The organism is Streptomyces sp. CA-135486 (genome assembly GCF_050936555.1).
Lineage (GTDB): Bacteria > Actinomycetota > Actinomycetes > Streptomycetales > Streptomycetaceae > Streptomyces.
This window is the reverse complement of record NZ_JBNJMM010000002.1, coordinates 1,521,237-1,539,889: the sequence shown is the minus strand read 5'-3', so window position 1 is coordinate 1,539,889 and position 18,653 is coordinate 1,521,237. Positions and strand designations below refer to the sequence as shown.

The following is an 18,653-nucleotide window of genomic DNA, read 5'->3' as shown; positions in this document are numbered from 1 at the left end:
GGCCGAGGCATGGTCCGTACGGCGGCCCGGTCGGGGCGCCGTACGGACCATGCCGGGTCAGGTCAGGTCAGACCGCGGGCATCAGTACCTTGGTGGCTCCCTCCTCCTTGTTGTGCCGGTCGGCCCAGTTGGCGAGGGCCGTACTGCACGCGTGATCGACATGGCGCAGATCGAGCAGGTCGAGCTCGATGTGCCGGTCCTTCGGCAGGCCCTCGAGGGTGTCGAGGATCCGGGGCAGCCGGAGGAAGGTCGCGTTGCCCGAGACGACCACACGCAGGGGCTCGCTCCGGTCGCCGTCTTCGTCGACGTGCACCTGGACGTGCGACGTCTCCCACGCCGTCTTGGCGACGGCGAGCAGCAGCCCGGCCAGCACGCCCTCGAACATGTTGGTCGCGACGATGGCGACCGCGGTCGCCATCAGAATCAGCGCCTCCCCGCGGTGCTCGCGCCACAGCGGCCCGAGTTCCTTCAGCGGGATGAGTTTCCAGCCGGAGAAGACCAGGATGCCGGCGAGCGCGGCGACCGGTATGAGGCCGAGCGCGGCCGGTACGAGCGCCGCGAAGAGCAGCAGCCATACGCCGTGCAGTACCCGTGACGCCTTGGTCCGGGCACCCGCCTGCACATTGGCCGCGCTGCGCACGATGACCGCGGTCATCGGCAGTGCGCCGAGGGCTCCGCAGAAGGCGTTGCCCGCGCCCTGCGCCATCAGCTCCTTGTCGTAGTCGGTGCCGGGGCCGGTGTGCAGCCGGTCGACGGCAGCGGCGCTGAACAGGCTCTCCGCCGACGCGATGAGCGTGATGGCGACGACCGTGCCGAGCGCCCCGACCACTCCGGCATCCGCGATCGCGCCGAGGTCGTCGGCGGAGGGTGGCCGGATCGCGCCCAGCAGCCCCTGCACCTCGACCCGCTTCACGGGCAGCCCGAACAGCGCCACGACGGTGGTGGTCAGAGCCACGGCCGCCAGCGGTGCGGGGATCAGCCGGACCTTCGGCGGCAGATGCTTCCAGAAGGCCATCATCGCCACGGTGACCGCGGCCAGACCGAATGCGGTCAGCGCCTCGGACGAGCCGGCCGTACGGATGAGCAGCCCGGGCAGGCCCATGAGGTTGGCGGGGCCCGAGCCGGGGGCCTTCGCGTCGGTCATCGCGTACAGCTGACCGGCGATCAGTACGAGGCCGATCCCGGCGAGCATCCCTTCCACCACGGCGATGGAGATGGCGCGGAACCAGCGGCCCAGTCGCAGCGCGCCCATGACCAGCTGGAGCACGCCCGCCGTGAGGACGAAGACGCCCAGGGCCCCGAGTCCGAATTCGTTGACGGCTTCGAGGACGAGGACGGTCAGCCCCGCGGCGGGTCCGCTGACCTGGAGGCTGCTCCCGGGGAGCAGTCCGGTGACGAGCCCGCCGACGATGCCGGTGACCAGGCCGAGTTCGGCCGGGACGCCGGAGGCGACGGCCACGCCCACGCAGAGCGGCAGGGCGACGAGGAAGACGACGACGGACGCGGTGAGATCGGCTCGCAGCGTCGAGGCGGATGGTCGCTCCCCGCGCTGCGCCGCCGCCCGTCGGTGGCGTCCGCGGTTCCCGCGTTCGCTGGTGTCCGGTTCGCTGGTGTCGCGTTCGCGGGCGTCGCGTTCGCGAGTGTCGGCGGCGCTCACAGCGGAAGGAACGCGTCGTCGTGCGGCCGGTGGGCGAGCACGGAGCCGGTGTCTATCTCGTAGAACCAGCCGTGCACCATCAGCCGTCCTTCCGCTGCCCGGCGGGCGACGCACGGGTAGTCGCGCAACCGCCCGAGCTGGCGCAGGACATGGTCCTGGACCGCCTCGGCGATGGCAGGGGACGAGGAGTCGGTGAAGAGGGGCGGGGGTGACGTGCTCTCCAGCCAGCCGCGGACCGCGGGGACGTTGGAGAGGTCTTCGCCGCGCACCATCGCGCCGACGGCACCGCAGTGGGAGTGGCCGCAGACGACGATGTCCGCGACACCGAGCACCTCGACGGCGTACTCGATGGTCGCCGCCTCGCTCGAGTGCCGGTCGGGGTCGTGTTCGGGGATGATGCTGCCCGCCGTGCGGAGTTCGAAGAGCTCGCCGGGGCGGGCTCCGGTGATCAGTGAGGGGATCACCCGCGAGTCGGAGCAGGTGATGAACAGCGCTTGCGGGGACTGACCGTCCGCGAGGCGGCCGAACTCGTCGGCGCGGGCGGCGGCCCGGTCCCGGAAGGCACGGGCATTCTGCATGAGCATGTGCATGGGGGTGTTCCTCCAGCGCGCCCAGGGCGCGCGGTGGTGGGTCGTCATGTCGAATCGCAGGTACGGAGTGGGGGAAACCGTGCGGGCGACGAAACGATCAGAGGCGGAACACCTGCAGAACGGGGAGCCGTGCTGCGGGGGGCTGTACGGGTGGACCAGGGGGTGGTCCCGCTGTGCGGCGGAGCACCAGGAAGGCGGCGGAGCCGTCCGCACCCGTCGTGGCCGAGGAAGGGCGATTGCCTGTGGGCGGGGCGTGGGCGGTCGGCAGCCTGTTGGGCCGGCCGCCGTTGCGGGAGGGGGGCGGCTCGTCCAGGGGATCCGGATCGTCCCAGGACAAGCCGACGGGCCAGAAGCGAAAGCCGGGCCCGTTGGGCGAGTTGGGCTCCGGGCCCGAGTCACTGGCCGGGTCCGATTCACCGGACGACTCGGGTTCACCTGGCGACTCGGGTTCACCTTGCGACTCGGGTAAGGCGTCGGCCTCGCGGGAAGTCTTTCCGGCGCCCAACTCCACTCCCCCGGCGGCGGATACCGCCGACTGGCAGAGCAGAAAGACCGTGAGCAACAGGGAGCACAGTGCGGCGAGTGTGTCCGGTACTGCGGTACGCCGTGTCACGGTCCCACCCCGACTTCGTCCTTGGCTTCGTCTCAGCGATTGGTCCAACTGGTCAGTAACACCAGCCTCATCAGTCACTGTGACAGCACGACGGCGCAAAAGTCAGCGATTCGTTAAACATTCGTGAGCGTCACACCACTTGACAGCAGACGTATGGTGGCGCTACCCGGGGTCACCCCAGTTGAGGCGCTGTTCGCGTCCGGCCGGACCCGATGCGGGTTATTCCTCGATCGCACCGCCCACTTCACGCAGATGGTCACGGAAGCTCAGGGAAGGCGCAGGCCGGCGCCGGGCGAGGTAGGTGTCGAACCGCACCTGACTGCGCAGCGAGACACCCGCGCGGATCTGTTCCGCCTGGCGCCGCTCGGTGTCGCGGATCGTCTCCGCAAGCGTGAAGATGTCCGCGGCGCGGGCGGCCGGCACAAAGAGCACGCCGTCGTCATCGCCCAGGGCCACATCCTCACGGCTCACCGTCCATTCGCCCACGCCGGCGGACTCCAGCGCATCGTGGGAACGGGCATCCAGGCTCAGCGGGCCGGTGGGGATCGCTCCAAGGCTGAAGACCGGCAGGCCAATTGCCCGGATGTCGGCCGTGTCGCGATGCAGGCCCCAGATCACGATTCCCGCCAGCCCGGCGGCCCGGGCCTCCAGAACGACGAGATCTCCGACACACGCCTCATCGAGTCGTCCGCCGTTGTCGACCACCAGCACATCGCCGGGCGCGCCCCCTTCGAACGCCTCCAGGAAGATGTCGACGCTGCCGACATGGCGAGCAGGGGACACACGCCCCGCCAAGCGGCTCCCGGGCACCACGGCGTGCACAGGCGCAGGCGCGCAGCGCACCGGGATACGAGCGCGAATGCAGGCATCCGCCAGGTGGGCGGTCGTCAGGGTCGCGAACCGCCGCCGAAGCTCTTGAGGATCCATGGTGCCCTTCCTCTCACACTTCGGCCCTCACCCGTCAGTCCTCACCCTCCAGTTCGCCCTCCGTCTCCAGGAAGACCTGGCGCAGGGCCGCGAGGACGTCCGGGTCCGGCTTCGCCCACATGCCGCGCGACTCCGCCTCCAACAGCCGCTCCGCGATGCCGTGCAGGGCCCAGGGATTGGCCTCTTGGAGGAATGCGCGGTTCGTCGGGTCCAGGACGTACGTCTGGGTGAGCTTGTCGTACATCCAGTCGGCCACCACCCCTGTTGTCGCGTCGTAGCCGAACAAGTAGTCCACTGTCGCGGCGAGTTCGAAAGCGCCCTTGTAGCCGTGGCGGCGCATCGCCTCGATCCACTTGGGGTTGACCACGCGGGCGCGGAAGACGCGCGAGGTCTCCTCGACGAGAGTGCGGGTGCGGACCGTTTCCGGGCGGGTGGAGTCGCCGATGTAGGCCTCGGGGGCCGTGCCGCGCAGCGCGCGGACCGTGGCGATCATGCCGCCGTGGTACTGGAAGTAGTCGTCCGAGTCCGCGATGTCGTGTTCACGGGTGTCGGTGTTCTTCGCCGCGACCGTGATGCGCTTGTACGCCGTTTCCATCTCCGCCCGGGCGGGGCGGCCGTCCAGCTCACGGCCATACGCGTAGCCGCCCCAGACCGAGTAGACCTCGGCGAGGTCGGCGTCGGTACGCCAGTCGCGGGAGTCGATCAGCTGGAGCAGGCCCGCGCCGTAGGTGCCCGGGCGGGAGCCGAAGATGCGGGTCGTGGCGCGGCGTTCGTCGCCGTGGGTCGCCAGGTCCGCCTGGGTGTGGGCCCGTACGAAGTTCTCCGACTCCGATTCGTCCAAGGACGCGGCCAGGCGGACCGCGTCGTCCAGCAGGCCGATCGTGTGCGGGAACGCGTCCCGGAAGAAGCCCGAGATGCGCAGCGTCACGTCGATACGGGGGCGGCCCAACTCCGCCGGCGGGATCGGCTCCAGGCCCGTGACGCGTCGCGACGCCTCGTCCCAGACCGGGCGGATGCCCAGCAGCGCCAGCGCCTCCGCGACATCGTCGCCGCTCGTGCGCATCGCGCTCGTTCCCCAGAGGGAGAGACCGACGGAGGGCGGCCAGTCGCCGTTGTCCGTGCGGTAGCGCTCCAGCAGGGAGTCCGCCAGGGCCTGGCCCGTCTCCCAGGCCAGCCGGGACGGGACCGCCTTCGGGTCGACCGAGTAGAAGTTGCGGCCCGTCGGGAGGACATTGACCAGGCCGCGCAGTGGGGAGCCGGAGGGGCCGGCCGGCACGAAGCCACCGTTCAGCGCGTGAACCGCGTGGTCCAGCTCGGACGTGGTGGCGGAAAGGCGGGGGACGACCTCCCGAGCGGCGAAGTCCAGGATGGCGGCGACCTCCTCCCCGTACTCGGTGGGCACTGCCCCGGGGTTCCACCCGGCGTCGTCCATTGCCTGGACCAGGGCGCGGGCCTTGTCCTCCGCCTCGTCGGCCGTCGTACGCGTCGCCGCCGACTCGTCCAGGCCCAGCGCCTCCCGCAGCCCGCGCAGCGACGACGTGCCGCCCCAGATCTGGCGGGCCCGGAGGATGGCCAGGACGAGGTTGACGCGGTCCGCACCCGAAGGGGCGCTGCCCAGGACATGGAGTCCGTCGCGGATCTGGGCGTCCTTGATCTCGCACAGCCAGCCGTCGACATGGAGCAGGAAGTCGTCGAAGCCGTCGTCGTCCGGGCGGTCCTCCAGGCCCAGATCGTGATCCAGCTTGGCGGCCTGGATGAGGGTCCAGATCTGGGCACGGATCGCCGGGAGCTTCGACGGGTCCATGGAGGAGATCTGGGCGTATTCGTCCAGGAGTTGTTCCAGGCGCGCGATGTCGCCATAGCTGTCGGCACGGGCCATCGGCGGTACGAGGTGGTCGACGAGGGTGGCGTGGACGCGCCGCTTGGCCTGGGTGCCCTCGCCCGGGTCGTTGACCAGGAAGGGGTAGATCAGCGGGAGGTCGCCGAGCGCCGCGTCGGGGCCGCAGGCGGCGGACAGGCCCGCGTTCTTGCCGGGCAGCCACTCCAGATTGCCGTGCTTGCCCAGGTGGATCATGGCGTCGGCGCCGAAGCCGCCGTCGGACCGGGTGGCCGCGATCCAGCGGTAGGCGGCCAAGTAGTGGTGCGAGGGCGGCAGATCGGGATCGTGGTAGATCGCGATCGGGTTCTCGCCGAAGCCGCGCGGCGGCTGGATGAGGATGAGGAGGTTCCCGCGGCGCAGGGCCGCGAGGACTATGTCCCCTTCCGGGTTGCGGCTGCGGTCCAGGAACATCTCGCCGGGCGGCGGGCCCCAGTGCTCCTCGACCGACGAGCGCAGTTCCTCCGGCAGCGTGGCGTACCAGCGCTTGTAGTCCGCCGCCGGGATACGGACCGGGTTGCGCGCCAGCTGCTCCTCGGTGAGCCACTCCTGGTCGTGGCCGCCCGCCTCGATGAGGGCGTGGATGAGCTCGTCGCCGTCGCCCGATGCAAGGCCGGGGACCTCCTCCGTACCGAAGTCGTAGCCCTCCGCCCGGAGGCGGCGCAGCAGGGCGACCGCGGAGGCGGGGGTGTCCAGGCCGACCGCGTTGCCGATACGGGAGTGCTTGGTGGGGTAGGCGGAGAGCACGAGCGCCAGACGCTTCTCGGCGGCCGGGATATGGCGAAGACGCGCGTGGCGTACGGCGATTCCGGCCACTCGGGCGGCCCGCTCGGGGTCGGCGACGTACGCCGGAAGACCGTCCTCGTCGATCTCCTTGAACGAGAACGGGACGGTGATCAGACGGCCGTCGAACTCCGGCACGGCGATCTGGCTCGCCGCGTCCAGCGGCGACACTCCCTCGTCGTTCTCCTCCCAGGTGCTGCGCGAGCCGGTCAGGCACAGGGCCTGGAGGATCGGCACGTCCAGAGCGCTCAGCGCGCCCGCGTCCCAGGACTCGTCGTCGCCGCCCGCGGACGCGTCGGCCGGGCGGGTGCCGCCCGCGGCGAGGACCGTCGTGACAATGGCGTCGGCAGCGCCCAGCGCGTCGATCAGCTCGGGTTCGGGGGCGCGCAGGGACGCGACGTACAGCGGCAGAGGCCGCCCGCCCGCGTCCTCGATCGCGCCGCACAGGGTGTCCACGAAGGCGGTGTTGCCGCTCATGTGGTGGGCGCGGTAGTAGAGCACGGCGAGCGTCGGGCCGCTGACCTCGCGGGCTGAGCGCTCCAGCGGGCCCCAGGTGGGCGCGGGGGCGGGCGGCTCGAAGCCGTGGCCGGTGAGCAGCACGGTGTCGGAGAGGAAGCGGGCCAGCTGTTCCAGGTTGGCGGGGCCGCCGTGAGCCAGGTAGGCGTGGGCCTCGGCGGCGATGCCGACCGGGACCGTGGACGCCTCCATCAGCTGGGCGTCCGGTGCCTGTTCGCCGGTGAGTACGACGACCGGCAGGCCGGCCGCCAGCAGCTGGTCGAGTCCGTCCTGCCAGGCTCGTACGCCGCCGAGGAGACGTACGACGACGAGCTGTACGCCGTCCAGCAGGGCGGGCAGCCGGGCGAGGTCCAGCCGAGTCGGATTGGCGAAGCGGTACTCGACCGGGCCCCCGGCCGCGCGAGCGCTCAGCAGGTCGGTGTCGGAGGTCGACAGCAGCAGAAGCATGCGTGCGGAGGCCTTCCTCGGGGTGTCCGCGCCCCGGGCGGTGTGGACGGCGGGAGTTCCTGGCTCACCCGGTGTGGACCGGGCTCACAGTGGCGGGACCGCGCCGGATTCGCACCGGGCTTCCTCCATGTCGCCGTCGCAGGCGATGACGGGCCGGGTGGCCCGTCGATGAGCATAGTAAGGCCCGGGCCGCAGGTGGAGGGCGTACGGGGCGGTGAGGGGGCGGTGGGTATGCTCGCCGCCATGCCGACGACCCCGGGCCCCCGCACGACCGGGGCGACGTTTCCCCTGCGGGATCGCGGTGACGCATGCCCCGGCGCGTTGCGGCTGCACACGGCGGACGACGGGGCGCTCGCCCGGGTGCGGATACCGGCCGGGGTGCTCACGGCGCGGCAGGCGCTGGCCCTTGCGGATGCCGCGCAGCGCCTGGGCGACGGGTCTTTGCACTTCACGTCCCGCGGCAATGTGCAGCTGCGTGGGCTCGCGGCGGGGTGTGGCGCAGAGCTGGCGGACGCACTCGGTGCGGCGGGCCTGCTGCCCTCGCCCCGGCACGAGCGGGTGCGGAACATCCTCGCCTCCCCTCTCTCCGGTCTCGACGGGCTCGGTCATGCCGATGTGCAGCCCTGGGCACGGGAGTTGGACCGGCTGCTGTGCGCGAGCGAGGCGGCACTCGGTCTGTCCGGACGCTTTCTGTTCGCGTGCGACGACGGGCGCGGGGACGTGGCCGCGCTGGGCGCGGATGTGACGCTCGTCGCGGCGGACGGCGGGTGTGCGCTGCTGCGGCTGGGACCGGACGATGCGGCGCTGTCGGTAGGTGCCGACGATGCGCCGCGCGCCGCGCTGCTCGCCGCCGAGGTCTTTCTGGACGCCGCCGGCTCCCGCTCCTGGCGGGTGAGTGAACTGCCCGGTGGTACCGCGCAGTTGACCCGGGGCGTGGCACATCGGCTGGCCGCGGAAGGGGTCCGTGGCCGGCTGTCCGCCGTTGCCCCGGCCGCCGGGTCCGCGCCCGCTCCCGGGACCGTCACGGGTCCGGGCGGGCGCACCTCGCTGTCGGTCGTGGCTCCCCTGGGGCGGCTCACCGGCGCACAGTGGCGGCTGCTGGCTGCCGTCGCCGAGCGCGACGGCAGCGGTGAATTGCGTCTCACTCCCTGGCGCGGTGTGGTCCTGCCCGGGTGCGACGTCCCCGGCGCCGACCTGGCTGCCGCCGGGCTCGTCACCTCCCCCGCCTCCCCCTGGCTCGGCGTCGGCGCCTGCATCGGACGGCCCGGATGTGCCAAGTCCCTCGCCGACGTACGCGCCGACGCGGCGGCGGCACTCGGCCCGGAGGCCTCCGGGCTGCCCGTGTACTGGTCCGGGTGCGAGCGCCGTTGCGGTCACCCGCACGGTGACCGGGTGGACGTCGTGGCCACCGCCCACGGCTACGACATCTCCGTACGCGGCGAGCGCCGGCACACCGGCGTGACCGCACCCTCAGAACTCGCCGCCACCGTGGCGGCTGCGCGCACGACCGCCGTGACGCGTTGACGAAATGAGCGAGAGCACAGTGTTCGACTACGAGAAGGACGGCGCGGCGATCTACCGCCAGTCCTTTGCCACCATCCGCGCGGAGGCGGACCTCACGGGGCTGCCCGCCGACGTCAGCCAGGTCGCGGTCCGGATGATCCACGCCTGCGGCATGGTCGACCTGGTACGCGACCTTTCGTTCACGCCGGACGTCGTGGCCCGCGCCCGTGAGGCACTGCGGGCCGGTGCCCCCATCCTGTGCGATGTCGCCATGGTGGCCAGCGGGGTGACCCGCAAGCGGCTGCCCGCGGACAACGACGTCGTGTGCACGCTGTCCGACCCCTCGGTCCCGGACCTCGCGGCGAAGCTCGGCACCACCCGCAGCGCCGCGGCCCTGGAACTGTGGCGCGATCGCATGGAGGGGGCGGTGGTGGCCGTCGGCAACGCCCCGACCGCTCTGTTCCGGCTGCTGGAGATGATCGAAGAGGGCGCTCCCCGCCCGGCCGCGGTCATCGGGGTGCCGGTCGGCTTCATCGGCGCCGCCGAGTCCAAGGACGCGCTCGCCGGACACCCCTCGGGCGTGGAGCACTTGGTGGTACGCGGACGCCGTGGCGGCAGCGCCATCGCCGCGGCCGCGATCAACGCGATAGCGAGCGAGGCGGAATGAGCACCAAACAGACCGGCCGGCTGTACGGGGTCGGGCTCGGGCCCGGCGATCCGTCCCTGATGACCCTGCGTGCCGTGGAAGTCATCGCCGAGGCGGATGTGATCGCGTACCACAGTGCCCGGCACGGCCGCTCCATCGCGCGATCCATCGCCGCGAAGCACCTGCGGGCCGACCATGTCGAAGAGCCGCTGGTCTACCCGGTCACCACGGAGACCACCGACCATCCCGGCGGCTACCGGGGCGCGATGGAGGAGTTCTACACCGAGGCCGCTGCCCGGCTGGCCGTGCATCTCGACGCGGGCCGCACGGTCGCGGTGCTCGCTGAGGGCGACCCGCTCTTCTACGGCTCGTACATGCACATGCACAAGCGGCTGGCCGACCGCTATCCGACGGAGGTGATCCCCGGAGTCACCTCGGTGAGCGCCGCGGCCGCCCGGCTCGGCACACCGCTGGCGGAGGGCGAGGAGGTGCTGACGATCCTGCCCGGCACGCTGCCGGAGGAGGAGCTGACCGCGCGCCTCGCCTCGACGGACTCGGCGGTGGTGATGAAGCTGGGCCGTACGTTCACCAAGGTGCGCCGGGCGATGGAGGGCTCCGGGCGGCTGGAGGAGGCGCGCTATGTCGAGCGCGCCACGATGGCCGGGGAGCGTACGGGCGAACTGGCCGACGTGGACCCGGAGTCGGTGCCGTACTTCTCGGTGGCGGTGCTGCCGAGCCGTATCGATGCTCCCTCGGAGGTACGGGAACGGGGCGAGGTCGTCGTGGTCGGCACCGGGCCCGCGGGTCCGCTGTGGCTGACCCCCGAGACGCGGGGCGCACTCGCCGCGGTCGACGATCTCGTCGGCTACACCACGTATCTGGACCGGGTGCCGGTGCGCCCCGGCCAGCTTCGGCACGGCTCCGACAACCGGGTCGAGTCCGAGCGTGCCGAGTTCGCGCTCGACCTCGCACGGCGCGGGCGGCGGGTCGCCGTGGTGTCCGGCGGCGACCCGGGCGTCTTCGCCATGGCCACCGCCGTACTGGAGGCTGCCGGACAGGACGCGTACAAGGACGTGCCGGTGCGGGTGCTGCCGGGAGTGACGGCCGCGAACGCGGCCGCTGCCCGCGCGGGTGCGCCGCTCGGCCACGACTACGCGACCATCTCGCTCTCCGACCGGCTCAAGCCGTGGGAGGTCATCGCGGAACGGCTGCGCGCGGCCGCCGCGGCCGATCTGGTGCTCGCCCTCTACAACCCCGGGTCGCGGAGCCGGACCTGGCAGGTCGGCAAGGCGCGCGATCTGCTCCTTGAGCACCGGGCTGCGGACACGCCGGTGGTGCTGGGCCGGGACGTGGGCGGGGCACAGGAGAGCGTACGCATCGTGCGGCTCGCCGAACTCGATCCGGCTGAGGTCGACATGCGCACGATCCTGATCGTCGGCTCGTCGCAGACGCAGACGGTACGGCGCGGGGACGGCGAGCAGATCGTCTGGACGCCGCGGCGCTATCCCGAGAGCGGGAGCTGAGCCAGCCAGCCGGCCGCCTCGTCGGGGGTGGCCGCGACCGGGACGCCCGGCGGGACGGGGGGCCGCTGCACGACGACCACCGGGAGTCCGGCCTCCCGGGCGGCGGTGAGCTTGGGGGCGGTGGCGGCCCCTCCGCTGTCCTTGGTGACCACGACATCGATGCGATGGCGGGCCAGCAGTTCGCGCTCGCCGTCGAGGGTGAAGGGGCCGCGGTCGAGCAGCACCTCCATGCGGGGCGGGTGCGGGGGCTCGGGGGCGTCCACGGACCGTACGAGGAACCATGGTTCGGCGAGGTCCGCGAAGGCGGCGAGACCCATCCGGCCGGTGGTGAGGAAGACCCGCTGCCCGAGGCCCGGCAGCAGCGCCGCGGCTTCGTGCAGTGACGCGGCCGGGCGCCAGTCGTCGCCCTCGGCCGCGACCCAGCCGGGGCGGCGCAGGGCGAGCAGGGGAACATGGGTCTCGGCGGCGGCAGCGGCCGCATGGAAACTGATCGTCCCGGCGAAAGGGTGGGTGGCGTCGATGAGGGTGTCCACGTCGTGCGCGCGCAGCCACTGGGCGAGGCCCTCGGCGCCGCCGAAGCCGCCGATACGGACCTCGCCGGCGGGCAGCCTCGGCTGTTCCACCCGCCCGGCGAGCGAGGAGGTCACGCGTACCCTCCCGTGCAGGATCTCGGCGAGCCGCCGTGCCTCCGTCGTGCCTCCGAGGATCAGTACGTGCATCGGGTCTCGGGTCCGTTCATGAGTGAAGCGAAGGGCGGGCGCAGCGCCCAACTGAAGCACACCGGTCTGCGGTCCGGGTGGACGACCGGGGCCTGTGCGACCGCCGCGACGACCGCGGCGTACACCGCGCTGCTGACCGGCGACTTTCCCGACCCGGTGACGATCACACTGCCGAAGGGGCAGACGCCGTCCTTCGCGCTGGCCGCGGAGGAGCTGGCGGACGGCCGGGCGATGGCGGGCGTGGTCAAGGACGCGGGTGACGACCCGGACGTCACGCACGGCGCGCTGATCCGTGCGACGGTACGGGCCGCGCCGCGCGGGGCCGGGGTGGTCTTCGCCGCCGGGCCGGGTGTGGGCACGATCACGCGGCCCGGACTGCCGCTGGACGTCGGCGAGCCCGCGATCAATCCCGTGCCGCGGCAGATGATGCGCGAGCATGTCGCGCTGGTCGCCGAGCGGTACGGCGGGACGGGCGACGTCGAGATCACCGTCTCCGTCGACCATGGTGAGGAGATCGCCCGCTCGACCTGGAATCCGCGCCTGGGGATCCTGGGCGGTCTGTCCATCCTGGGGACGACCGGGATCGTCGTCCCGTACTCCTGCTCGGCCTGGATCGACTCGATCCGGCGCGGTGTGGATGTGGCGCGGGCGGCGGGGCGCACGCATGTCGCGGGCTGCACCGGGTCGACGTCCGAGAACACGGTCATGGCTCTGTACGACCTCCCGGAGGACGCGCTGCTGGACATGGGGGACTTCGCGGGCGCGGTGCTGAAGTACGTACGCAGGCATCCGGTGGACCGGCTCACCCTCTGCGGCGGCTTCGCCAAGCTGTCCAAACTGGCGGCGGGCCATCTGGACCTGCACTCGGCCCGCTCCCAGGTCGACAAGGGCTTCCTGGCGGAACTGGCTCGTACGGGCGGCGCGTCCGATTCCCTGGCAGCCGAGGTGGCCGCGGCGAACACGGGCCTGGCCGCACTCCAGTTGTGCGCTGCGCGCGGCGTCCGGCTGGGCGACCTGGTGGCGGTGGCGGCGCGGGACCAGGCGCTGGGTGTGCTGCGGGGAGCACCGGTGGAGGTGGACGTGGTCTGCATCGACCGCGGGGGCGCCGTGGTGGGCCGCTGCACTGCGCGCGGGCCGGGGGGTTCGTCCTCAATCGCCGGACGGGCTTGAGATGTTCAGGCGACCGGCGCCCCCGGGACCGGCGCGCAGAACCCCCGCCTCTCCCGTTCCGCCGAGTACAGGTGGCTGTCCCCGAACTGCGAGGCCCCCAACGTCCGCCCCACCATGATCACCGCCGTGCGCAGCACACCCGCCGCCTTCACCTGGTCCGCGATGTCCGCCAGTGTGCCGCGCAGGATCAGTTCGTCCGGACGGCTCGCCATCGCCACCACCGCCGCCGGACAGTCCGCCCCGTAGTGCGGCTCCAGCTCCTCGACCACCCGGTCCACATACCGCGTGGCCAGATGCAGCACGATCAGCGCCCCGCTGCGGCCCAGCGTCGCCAGGTCCTCGCCCTCGGGCATGGCCGTGGCGCGGTTGGCGATCCGGGTGAGGATGACCGTCTGGCCGACCGTCGGCACGGTCAGTTCCCGCTTCAGCGCGGCGGCCGCGGCCGCGAACGCAGGCACGCCCGGCACGATCTCGTACGGCACACCCGCCGCGTCGAGGCGGCGCATCTGCTCGGCGACCGCGCTGAAGACGGACGGATCGCCGGAGTGCAGCCGCGCCACGTCGTCGCCCTCCTCGTGCGCGCGGATCAGCTCGGCCGTGATCTCGTCCAGGTTGAGCTGCGCGGTGTCCACCAGACGGGCGTCCGGCGGGCATTCGGCGAGCAGTTCGCGCGGCACCAGGCTGCCCGCGTACAGACAGACCCGGCACGCCGCGAGCGTCCTGGCGCCGCGCACAGTGATCAGGTCGGCGGCGCCGGGGCCGGCGCCGATGAAGTACACAGTCATCGCTTTTCTCCAGATCCAGACTTGGTTGCGGCCCACTGGGTGACGGGCATGGCCTGTCGCCAGCCGGTGAAGCCGCCGACGGGGACGGCGTGCGCGACCGCGAGACGTACGAGGTCGCCGCCGTGCCGCCGGTACCAGTCGGCGAGCAGCGCCTCGGACTCCAGGGTCACGGTGTTGGCCACCAGACGCCCGCCGGCGGGCAGCGCCTCCCAGCACGCTTCGATGAGGCCGGGCACGGTCAGGCCGCCGCCGATGAACACGGCGTCCGGCGTGGGAAGTCGGGTCAGGGCAGCGGGTGCCGCTCCCGTGACCACCCGCAGCGTGGGGACACCGAGCTGCTCGGCGTTGCGGGCGATCCGTTCGGCCCGCACCGGGTCGCGTTCGACGGTCACGGCCCGGCAGGACCGGTGCGTACGCATCCACTCGACGGCGATGGAGCCGGAGCCGCCGCCGATGTCCCAGAGGGTTTCGCCGGGCGCGGGTGCGAGCGCGCCGAGCGTGGCGGCCCGCACATGGCGCTTGGTGAGCTGCCCGTCGTGTTCGTACGCGGTGTCCGGCAGCCCCGGCACGGCGCCGAGCCGCAGGGCGCCGGGCGCGCGGCGGCAGTCGAGGGCGATGACGTTCAGCGGGTCGCCGGGCGGCCGTTCCCACCCGCCGGCGGTCCCGTCCGCCTGCGCCTCGCGCTCGCCGCCGAGCTGTTCGAGGACGCGCATCCGGCTGGGGCCGAACCCCTGCTCGCGCAGGAAGCCGGCGACCTCGGCGGGCGTGGTGGCCCCGGCGCTGAGCACGAGCAGCCGTCGCCCGTCGTGCAGGGCCGCGCCGAGCTGCGCGATGGGCCTGCCCACGAGCGTCACGACCTCGGTGTCCTCCAGCGGCCAGCCCAGGCGGGCGCAGGCGTACGACACGGAGGACGGATGCGGAAGTACGTGCAGCGCGTCGGCGCCGAGCACCTCGGTGAGCGCCCGCCCGATCCCGTAGAACATGGGGTCACCGCTGGCCAGCACGGCGATGCGCCGCCCGGCGTGTGCGGCGAGCAGCCCGGGCACGGCGGGCCGCAGCGGCGACGGCCAGCCGACCCGCTCCCCCGCGCACACCTCCGGCAGCAACTCCAGCTGACGCGGGCCGCCGACGACGACCTCGGCGTCGATGAGGGCGGCTTGCGAGACGGCGGGCAGCCCTTCCCACCCGTCGGCTCCGATCCCGACGACGGTCACTGCCGGTGTGGTGGGGGAAGCGGGACTCACGGACGTACACCTCGGGGACGGAGAGAGAACGAAGGCGCACTCTACTGGGCGGCCGGGAGGCCTGTTGCCCGTGCCCTGCCGTCAGCCGTCCGTCCGTACGGGTGCTGTCCGGTCGGGGGCCGGTGGCGCCGCGAAGGCCAGCCGGCGGTGGGCCCGGCGCAGCATCATGCGGGCCATCAGAGGATGGAAGCGGCGTACGACGGCGAAGTAGAGCCTGCCGCGCCAGTTGTGGAACTTCACCACCGTGGTGAGCGTGACGTCGTCGTCGGCGATCAGTACCGAGGCGCGGAAGTCCAGATGCCCGGCGTCCTCGCCGAGCAGGAGCTCGTTCGGGGCGGTCGCCTTGATCTCGAACGGGAGGACACCGTGCCAGGCCACGGGGTCGAGGGGCATCCCCGGGGCCAGCGGGATGCGGCAGGCGTCCGCGAAGTCCGGACGGTCGAAGGCCTGGTGGGCCAGCGTGGCCGCGGTGGGGACTGCCGTGGCGACCGGTCTGACCCAGATCAGCCGGCGCAGCAGGCGCGCGCGGCGGGTCCATCGGTAGGGCCGGGCCAGGGCGCCGGGTGTCGCGGCGCGTTCGACGTTGTCGAAGAGCTCTTCGATCATCGTGTCGTGCAGCGGGCGGATCACCAGCGTCCAGAGCAGCGATGACTTCAGGCCCTGCTTCTGTTCGAGGACATGGCGGACCCGGCAGCCGCCTCCGTCCAGTGGCTCCAGCTCAAGGGCGTGAAAGCCGTTGGACGGCGGGGCGAAGTCGAAGCGGATACGGCGCCCGGGGTCGTACGCACCCACCGAGTAACGGATGAAGCCGTGGCCGCCGTCCGCCCCGACGGCGAGGGGGCCGTCGAAGCGTATCGGGGGCCAGACAGGGGTCGGGCTGAGCGGGTCGTCGGGGGACGAGACGCGGTCGAGCAGGGCGCCGACCACCTCGACCGGGGCGTCGACGTTGCGTTCGTGGACGTTCCGTACCGTGCGCATGACGCACCTCCATACGGTGGCGTATGTTTCACCGTACGGTAGCGTATGGACATGAGGGAAGAGCGGGCGGGGCAGTCCCGCAAGAGACTCACGGCACGCGACTGGGCCGATGCGGCGCTCGCCGCCATCGGGGAGCGCGGTCTTGCCGGGGTCGCCGTGGAGCCGCTGGCCGCCCGTCTCGGCACCACCAAGGGCAGCTTCTACTGGCACTTCGCCAGCCGGGACGCGCTGATCGAGGCGGCGTTGGTCCGCTGGGAGGAGATCGACACCGAAGAGATCATCACTGCGCTGGAGGCCGAGCCGGACCCGGAGCGGCGGCTGCGTACCCTCTTCGCGCAGGCGACGGCATTGGCCGCGGATGACCCGCTCGAGGTCTCGTTGCTCGCCACCGCCGACGACCCCCACGTCGCGCCCGTGCTGCAGCGGGTGACGGAGCGTCGGGTCGGCTACGTCGCGCACCTTTTCGAGGAACTGGGATTCCCGCCTCAGGAGGCGCGCCGGCGTGGGCTGCTGGCGTACACGAGCTATCTGGGACACACACAGTTGAGCCATGCGGTGCCGGAGGCGCTGCCGGTGGGTCCGGAGCGCCAGGGCTATCTCGAATCGGTGCTGGACAACCTGCTGCGACGCGAGTAGGTGGCTGCGCGGGGCTCGGGGCGGAGACCCGGTGGTCAGGCCGAGGCGCGCTTCTTCGGAGTGGCCTTCTTGGCCGTGGACTTCGCCGCCGTTTTCTTCGTCGCAGTCTTCTTCGCGGCCGTCTTCTTCGCCCCCGCGGTGGACTTGCTCGCCGTGGACTTGCTCGCCGTCGACTTGCTCGCCGCCGTCTTCTTCGCGGCCCCCGTCGTCGACTTCTTCCCTCCCGACCCCTTCGGCGCACTCGCCGCCCGCTTGCGCCCCTTGATCGACGTGACCTCGGCGACCTCCGCGCCCTCCTCCCCCCGCGCCTCCTTCGCCGCCCGCACACTGCTCTCCAGCGCCGCCATCAGGTCGATGACCTGCCCACCGCGCTCCACCGGTTCGGCCTCCGGCAGTACCCCGCCGCCCTCCACCTTTGCCGTGATCATCGCCTCCACCGCCGCCCGGTAGTCGTCATGCAGCGAGTCCAGGTCGACCTCACCCAGTGTGTCCATCAGGGCATCGGCCAGGTCGAGTTCGGCCTCCCGCACCGTCACCTCGGTGTCCGGGGCCACGGTCTGGGGGGAACGGATCTCGTCCGGCCACAGCAGTCCGTGCATGGCGATCACATCGTCGACGACCCGCAGCATGCCCAGCCGCTCCCGGCCGCGCAGGGCGAACTTGGAGATGGCGACCTTCTGGCTGCGCTTGAGCGCCTCACGCAGCAGCGTGTACGGCTTGGCGGCCGGGACGCCGTTCGCGGCGAGGTAGTACGCCGCGTCCATCTGGAGCGGATCGATCCGCGTGGCGGGCACGAACGCCACGATCTCGATCGTCTTCGCGGTGGGGAGCGGCAGAGACGCCAGGTCCTCGTCCGTGATCGGGATGATCGACCCGTCCGCGGCCTCGTACCCCTTGCCGATCTCCTCGGTCGGGACTTCCTTCTCCTCCAGCTCGCAGACCTTGCGGTAGCGGATCCGGCCGCCGTCGGCGGTGTGGATCTGGCGGAAGGAGATGGAGTGGTTCTCGGTGGCGTTCACCAGCTTGATCGGGATGCTGACCAGGCCGAAGGAGATCGCGCCGTTCCATATGGATCGCACCTTTGATCCCTTTCATCCGAAATTTCAGGATTCGTGGGATTCTCATCGTATGACGCCGATCACCGACGTGGAGGGGCGACGGCTGGCGCTCAGCAACCTGGAGAAGGTCATCCACCCCGCCACCGGGACCACCAAGGGCGAGATCCTGCACTACTACGCCACCACGGCCGACGCGATCCTGCCCCATCTGCGCAACCGGCCGCTCTCCTTCCTCAGATATCCGGACGGACCGGACGGCGAGGTGTTCTTCACCAAGAATCCGCCACCCGGTACGCCGTCCTGGGTACGGACCGTCGCAGTGCCGCGTTCCGAGGACAAGCACGCGCACCAGGTCGTCGTGGAGGACCTGGCCTCGCTGATGTGGGCGGCGAATCTGGTGGTGGAGTTCCATACGCCCCAGTGGCAGGCGGACGAGCCGGGCATGGCCGACCGCATGGTCTTCGACCTCGACCCGGGCGCCCCCGCGACCGTCGTCGAGTGCTGCGCCGTCGCGCTGTGGCTGCGCGATCGGCTGGCCGCCGACGGGCTGCACGCGTACGCCAAGACCTCCGGTTCCAAGGGGCTGCACATCCTGGTGCCGCTGGAGCGCACCCCCTCCGCGCAGGTGTCGGCGTATGCGAAGAGCCTGGCCGTGGAGGGCGAGGCGGCGGAGCCCGGGCTGATCCTGCACCGGATGAAGCGCTCCCTGCGGCCGGGCAAGGTGTTCGTCGACCACAGCCAGAACTCCTCGAAGAAGACGACCGCGACCCCCTACACGCTGCGCGCCCGTACCGAGCCCACCGTTTCGGCGCCCGTCTCCTGGGAGGAGGTCGAGGAGGCCGGGTCGCCGGCGGACCTCGTCTTCCGGATCGACGACATCGCGCCACGGGTCGAGCGGTACGGGGATCTGCTCGGCCCGCTCCTCGATCCCGGCCGGGCCGGGCCGCTGCCATGAACGCGCGGTCGTCGCCGGCAGTAGCCC

General features: G+C 72.0%; 15 protein-coding genes and 1 riboswitch. Of the genes, 6 read left to right on the top strand and 9 right to left on the bottom strand.

Going from position 1 to position 18,653, the window contains the following annotated elements:
- Positions 1–67: 67 nt before the first annotated feature.
- From ACQEVG_RS26410 to cobN, 4 genes are all read right to left on the bottom strand, one after another.
- Positions 68–1,522 (bottom strand): SulP family inorganic anion transporter, encoded by a 1,455-nt coding sequence (locus ACQEVG_RS26410; protein WP_432992916.1) that lies wholly within the window; start codon positions 1,520–1,522, stop codon positions 68–70.
- Positions 1,523–1,653: 131 nt separating this feature from the next.
- Positions 1,654–2,247, bottom strand: coding sequence for a carbonic anhydrase (locus ACQEVG_RS26405; RefSeq protein ID WP_432988218.1), 594 nt, complete (start codon positions 2,245–2,247; stop codon positions 1,654–1,656).
- An 832-nt stretch (positions 2,248–3,079) separates the two neighbouring features.
- Complete coding sequence (locus tag ACQEVG_RS26400; RefSeq protein WP_432988216.1) at positions 3,080–3,787, bottom strand: RraA family protein; 708 nt, start codon at positions 3,785–3,787, stop codon at positions 3,080–3,082.
- A gap of 34 nt (positions 3,788–3,821) precedes the next feature.
- A complete protein-coding gene (cobN, locus tag ACQEVG_RS26395) occupies positions 3,822–7,409 on the bottom strand; it encodes a cobaltochelatase subunit CobN (protein ID WP_432988214.1) in 3,588 nt (1,195 codons plus the stop codon).
- Between the two features lie 53 nt (positions 7,410–7,462).
- A riboswitch (cobalamin riboswitch) is annotated at positions 7,463–7,535 on the bottom strand.
- A gap of 117 nt (positions 7,536–7,652) precedes the next feature.
- Here cobN and cobG point away from each other — a divergent pair.
- From cobG to ACQEVG_RS26380, 3 genes are read left to right on the top strand one after another with little or no spacing between them, the layout of a single operon-like run.
- On the top strand, positions 7,653–8,933 hold the full coding sequence (cobG, locus tag ACQEVG_RS26390; protein ID WP_432988212.1) for a precorrin-3B synthase: 1,281 nt from the start codon (positions 7,653–7,655) through the stop codon (positions 8,931–8,933).
- A 4-nt stretch (positions 8,934–8,937) separates the two neighbouring features.
- Positions 8,938–9,579 carry a precorrin-8X methylmutase gene (locus ACQEVG_RS26385; RefSeq protein WP_432988210.1) on the top strand — a complete coding sequence of 214 codons (642 nt, stop codon included), beginning with the start codon at positions 8,938–8,940 and terminating at the stop codon, positions 9,577–9,579.
- A complete protein-coding gene (locus tag ACQEVG_RS26380) occupies positions 9,576–11,081 on the top strand; it encodes a precorrin-2 C(20)-methyltransferase (RefSeq protein ID WP_432988208.1) in 1,506 nt (501 codons plus the stop codon). The genes ACQEVG_RS26385 and ACQEVG_RS26380 overlap by 4 nt, the downstream gene beginning before the upstream one ends.
- Here ACQEVG_RS26380 and ACQEVG_RS26375 read toward each other — a convergent pair.
- Entirely contained in the window at positions 11,060–11,800 is a 741-nt protein-coding gene (locus ACQEVG_RS26375) for a cobalt-precorrin-6A reductase (RefSeq protein ID WP_432988205.1), read from the bottom strand. The genes ACQEVG_RS26380 and ACQEVG_RS26375 overlap by 22 nt on opposite strands.
- Positions 11,801–11,818: 18 nt before the next feature.
- Between ACQEVG_RS26375 and ACQEVG_RS26370 the strand changes: the two genes are divergently transcribed.
- The gene (locus tag ACQEVG_RS26370) at positions 11,819–12,970 is read left to right on the top strand and encodes a cobalt-precorrin-5B (C(1))-methyltransferase (protein WP_432988203.1); all 1,152 of its coding nucleotides are present in this window, start codon (positions 11,819–11,821) and stop codon (positions 12,968–12,970) included.
- A gap of 5 nt (positions 12,971–12,975) precedes the next feature.
- Here ACQEVG_RS26370 and cobM read toward each other — a convergent pair whose 3' ends face one another.
- The 3 genes from cobM to ACQEVG_RS26355 all read right to left on the bottom strand — a co-directional run bounded on the left by cobM (position 12,976) and on the right by ACQEVG_RS26355 (position 15,977).
- Complete coding sequence (cobM, locus tag ACQEVG_RS26365) at positions 12,976–13,755, bottom strand: precorrin-4 C(11)-methyltransferase (RefSeq protein ID WP_432988201.1); 780 nt, start codon at positions 13,753–13,755, stop codon at positions 12,976–12,978.
- Entirely contained in the window at positions 13,752–14,999 is a 1,248-nt protein-coding gene (gene cbiE / locus ACQEVG_RS26360; RefSeq protein ID WP_432988199.1) for a precorrin-6y C5,15-methyltransferase (decarboxylating) subunit CbiE, read from the bottom strand. Before cbiE ends, cobM begins: the two co-directional genes overlap by 4 nt.
- Before the next feature lie 81 nt (positions 15,000–15,080).
- The gene (locus tag ACQEVG_RS26355; RefSeq protein ID WP_432988197.1) at positions 15,081–15,977 is read right to left on the bottom strand and encodes a DUF2867 domain-containing protein; all 897 of its coding nucleotides are present in this window, start codon (positions 15,975–15,977) and stop codon (positions 15,081–15,083) included.
- Positions 15,978–16,022: 45 nt separating this feature from the next.
- Here ACQEVG_RS26355 and ACQEVG_RS26350 point away from each other — a divergent pair, with 45 nt between their 5' ends.
- Entirely contained in the window at positions 16,023–16,613 is a 591-nt protein-coding gene (locus ACQEVG_RS26350) for a TetR/AcrR family transcriptional regulator (protein WP_432988195.1), read from the top strand.
- Between the two features lie 35 nt (positions 16,614–16,648).
- On the opposite strand, the gene ACQEVG_RS26345 is transcribed toward ACQEVG_RS26350, so the two are convergent.
- The gene (locus tag ACQEVG_RS26345; RefSeq protein WP_432988193.1) at positions 16,649–17,692 is read right to left on the bottom strand and encodes a Ku protein; all 1,044 of its coding nucleotides are present in this window, start codon (positions 17,690–17,692) and stop codon (positions 16,649–16,651) included.
- A gap of 49 nt (positions 17,693–17,741) precedes the next feature.
- Between ACQEVG_RS26345 and ligD the strand changes: the two genes are divergently transcribed.
- On the top strand, positions 17,742–18,626 hold the full coding sequence (ligD, locus tag ACQEVG_RS26340; protein ID WP_432988191.1) for a non-homologous end-joining DNA ligase: 885 nt from the start codon (positions 17,742–17,744) through the stop codon (positions 18,624–18,626).
- The last annotated feature ends 27 nt before the right edge of the window (positions 18,627–18,653 follow it).

Coding starts and splice junctions, on each gene's coding strand:
- ACQEVG_RS26405 (WP_432988218.1), bottom strand. CDS start 2,247: ATGCACATGCTCATGCAGAATGCCCGTGCCTTCCGGGACCGGGCCGCC.
- ACQEVG_RS26400 (WP_432988216.1), bottom strand. CDS start 3,787: ATGGATCCTCAAGAGCTTCGGCGGCGGTTCGCGACCCTGACGACCGCC.
- cobN (WP_432988214.1), bottom strand. CDS start 7,409: ATGCTTCTGCTGCTGTCGACCTCCGACACCGACCTGCTGAGCGCTCGC.
- cobG (WP_432988212.1), top strand. CDS start 7,653: ATGCCGACGACCCCGGGCCCCCGCACGACCGGGGCGACGTTTCCCCTG.
- ACQEVG_RS26385 (WP_432988210.1), top strand. CDS start 8,938: ATGAGCGAGAGCACAGTGTTCGACTACGAGAAGGACGGCGCGGCGATC.
- ACQEVG_RS26380 (WP_432988208.1), top strand. CDS start 9,576: ATGAGCACCAAACAGACCGGCCGGCTGTACGGGGTCGGGCTCGGGCCC.
- ACQEVG_RS26375 (WP_432988205.1), bottom strand. CDS start 11,800: ATGCACGTACTGATCCTCGGAGGCACGACGGAGGCACGGCGGCTCGCC.
- ACQEVG_RS26370 (WP_432988203.1), top strand. CDS start 11,819: ATGAGTGAAGCGAAGGGCGGGCGCAGCGCCCAACTGAAGCACACCGGT.
- cobM (WP_432988201.1), bottom strand. CDS start 13,755: ATGACTGTGTACTTCATCGGCGCCGGCCCCGGCGCCGCCGACCTGATC.
- ACQEVG_RS26355 (WP_432988197.1), bottom strand. CDS start 15,977: ATGCGCACGGTACGGAACGTCCACGAACGCAACGTCGACGCCCCGGTC.
- ACQEVG_RS26350 (WP_432988195.1), top strand. CDS start 16,023: ATGGACATGAGGGAAGAGCGGGCGGGGCAGTCCCGCAAGAGACTCACG.
- ligD (WP_432988191.1), top strand. CDS start 17,742: ATGACGCCGATCACCGACGTGGAGGGGCGACGGCTGGCGCTCAGCAAC.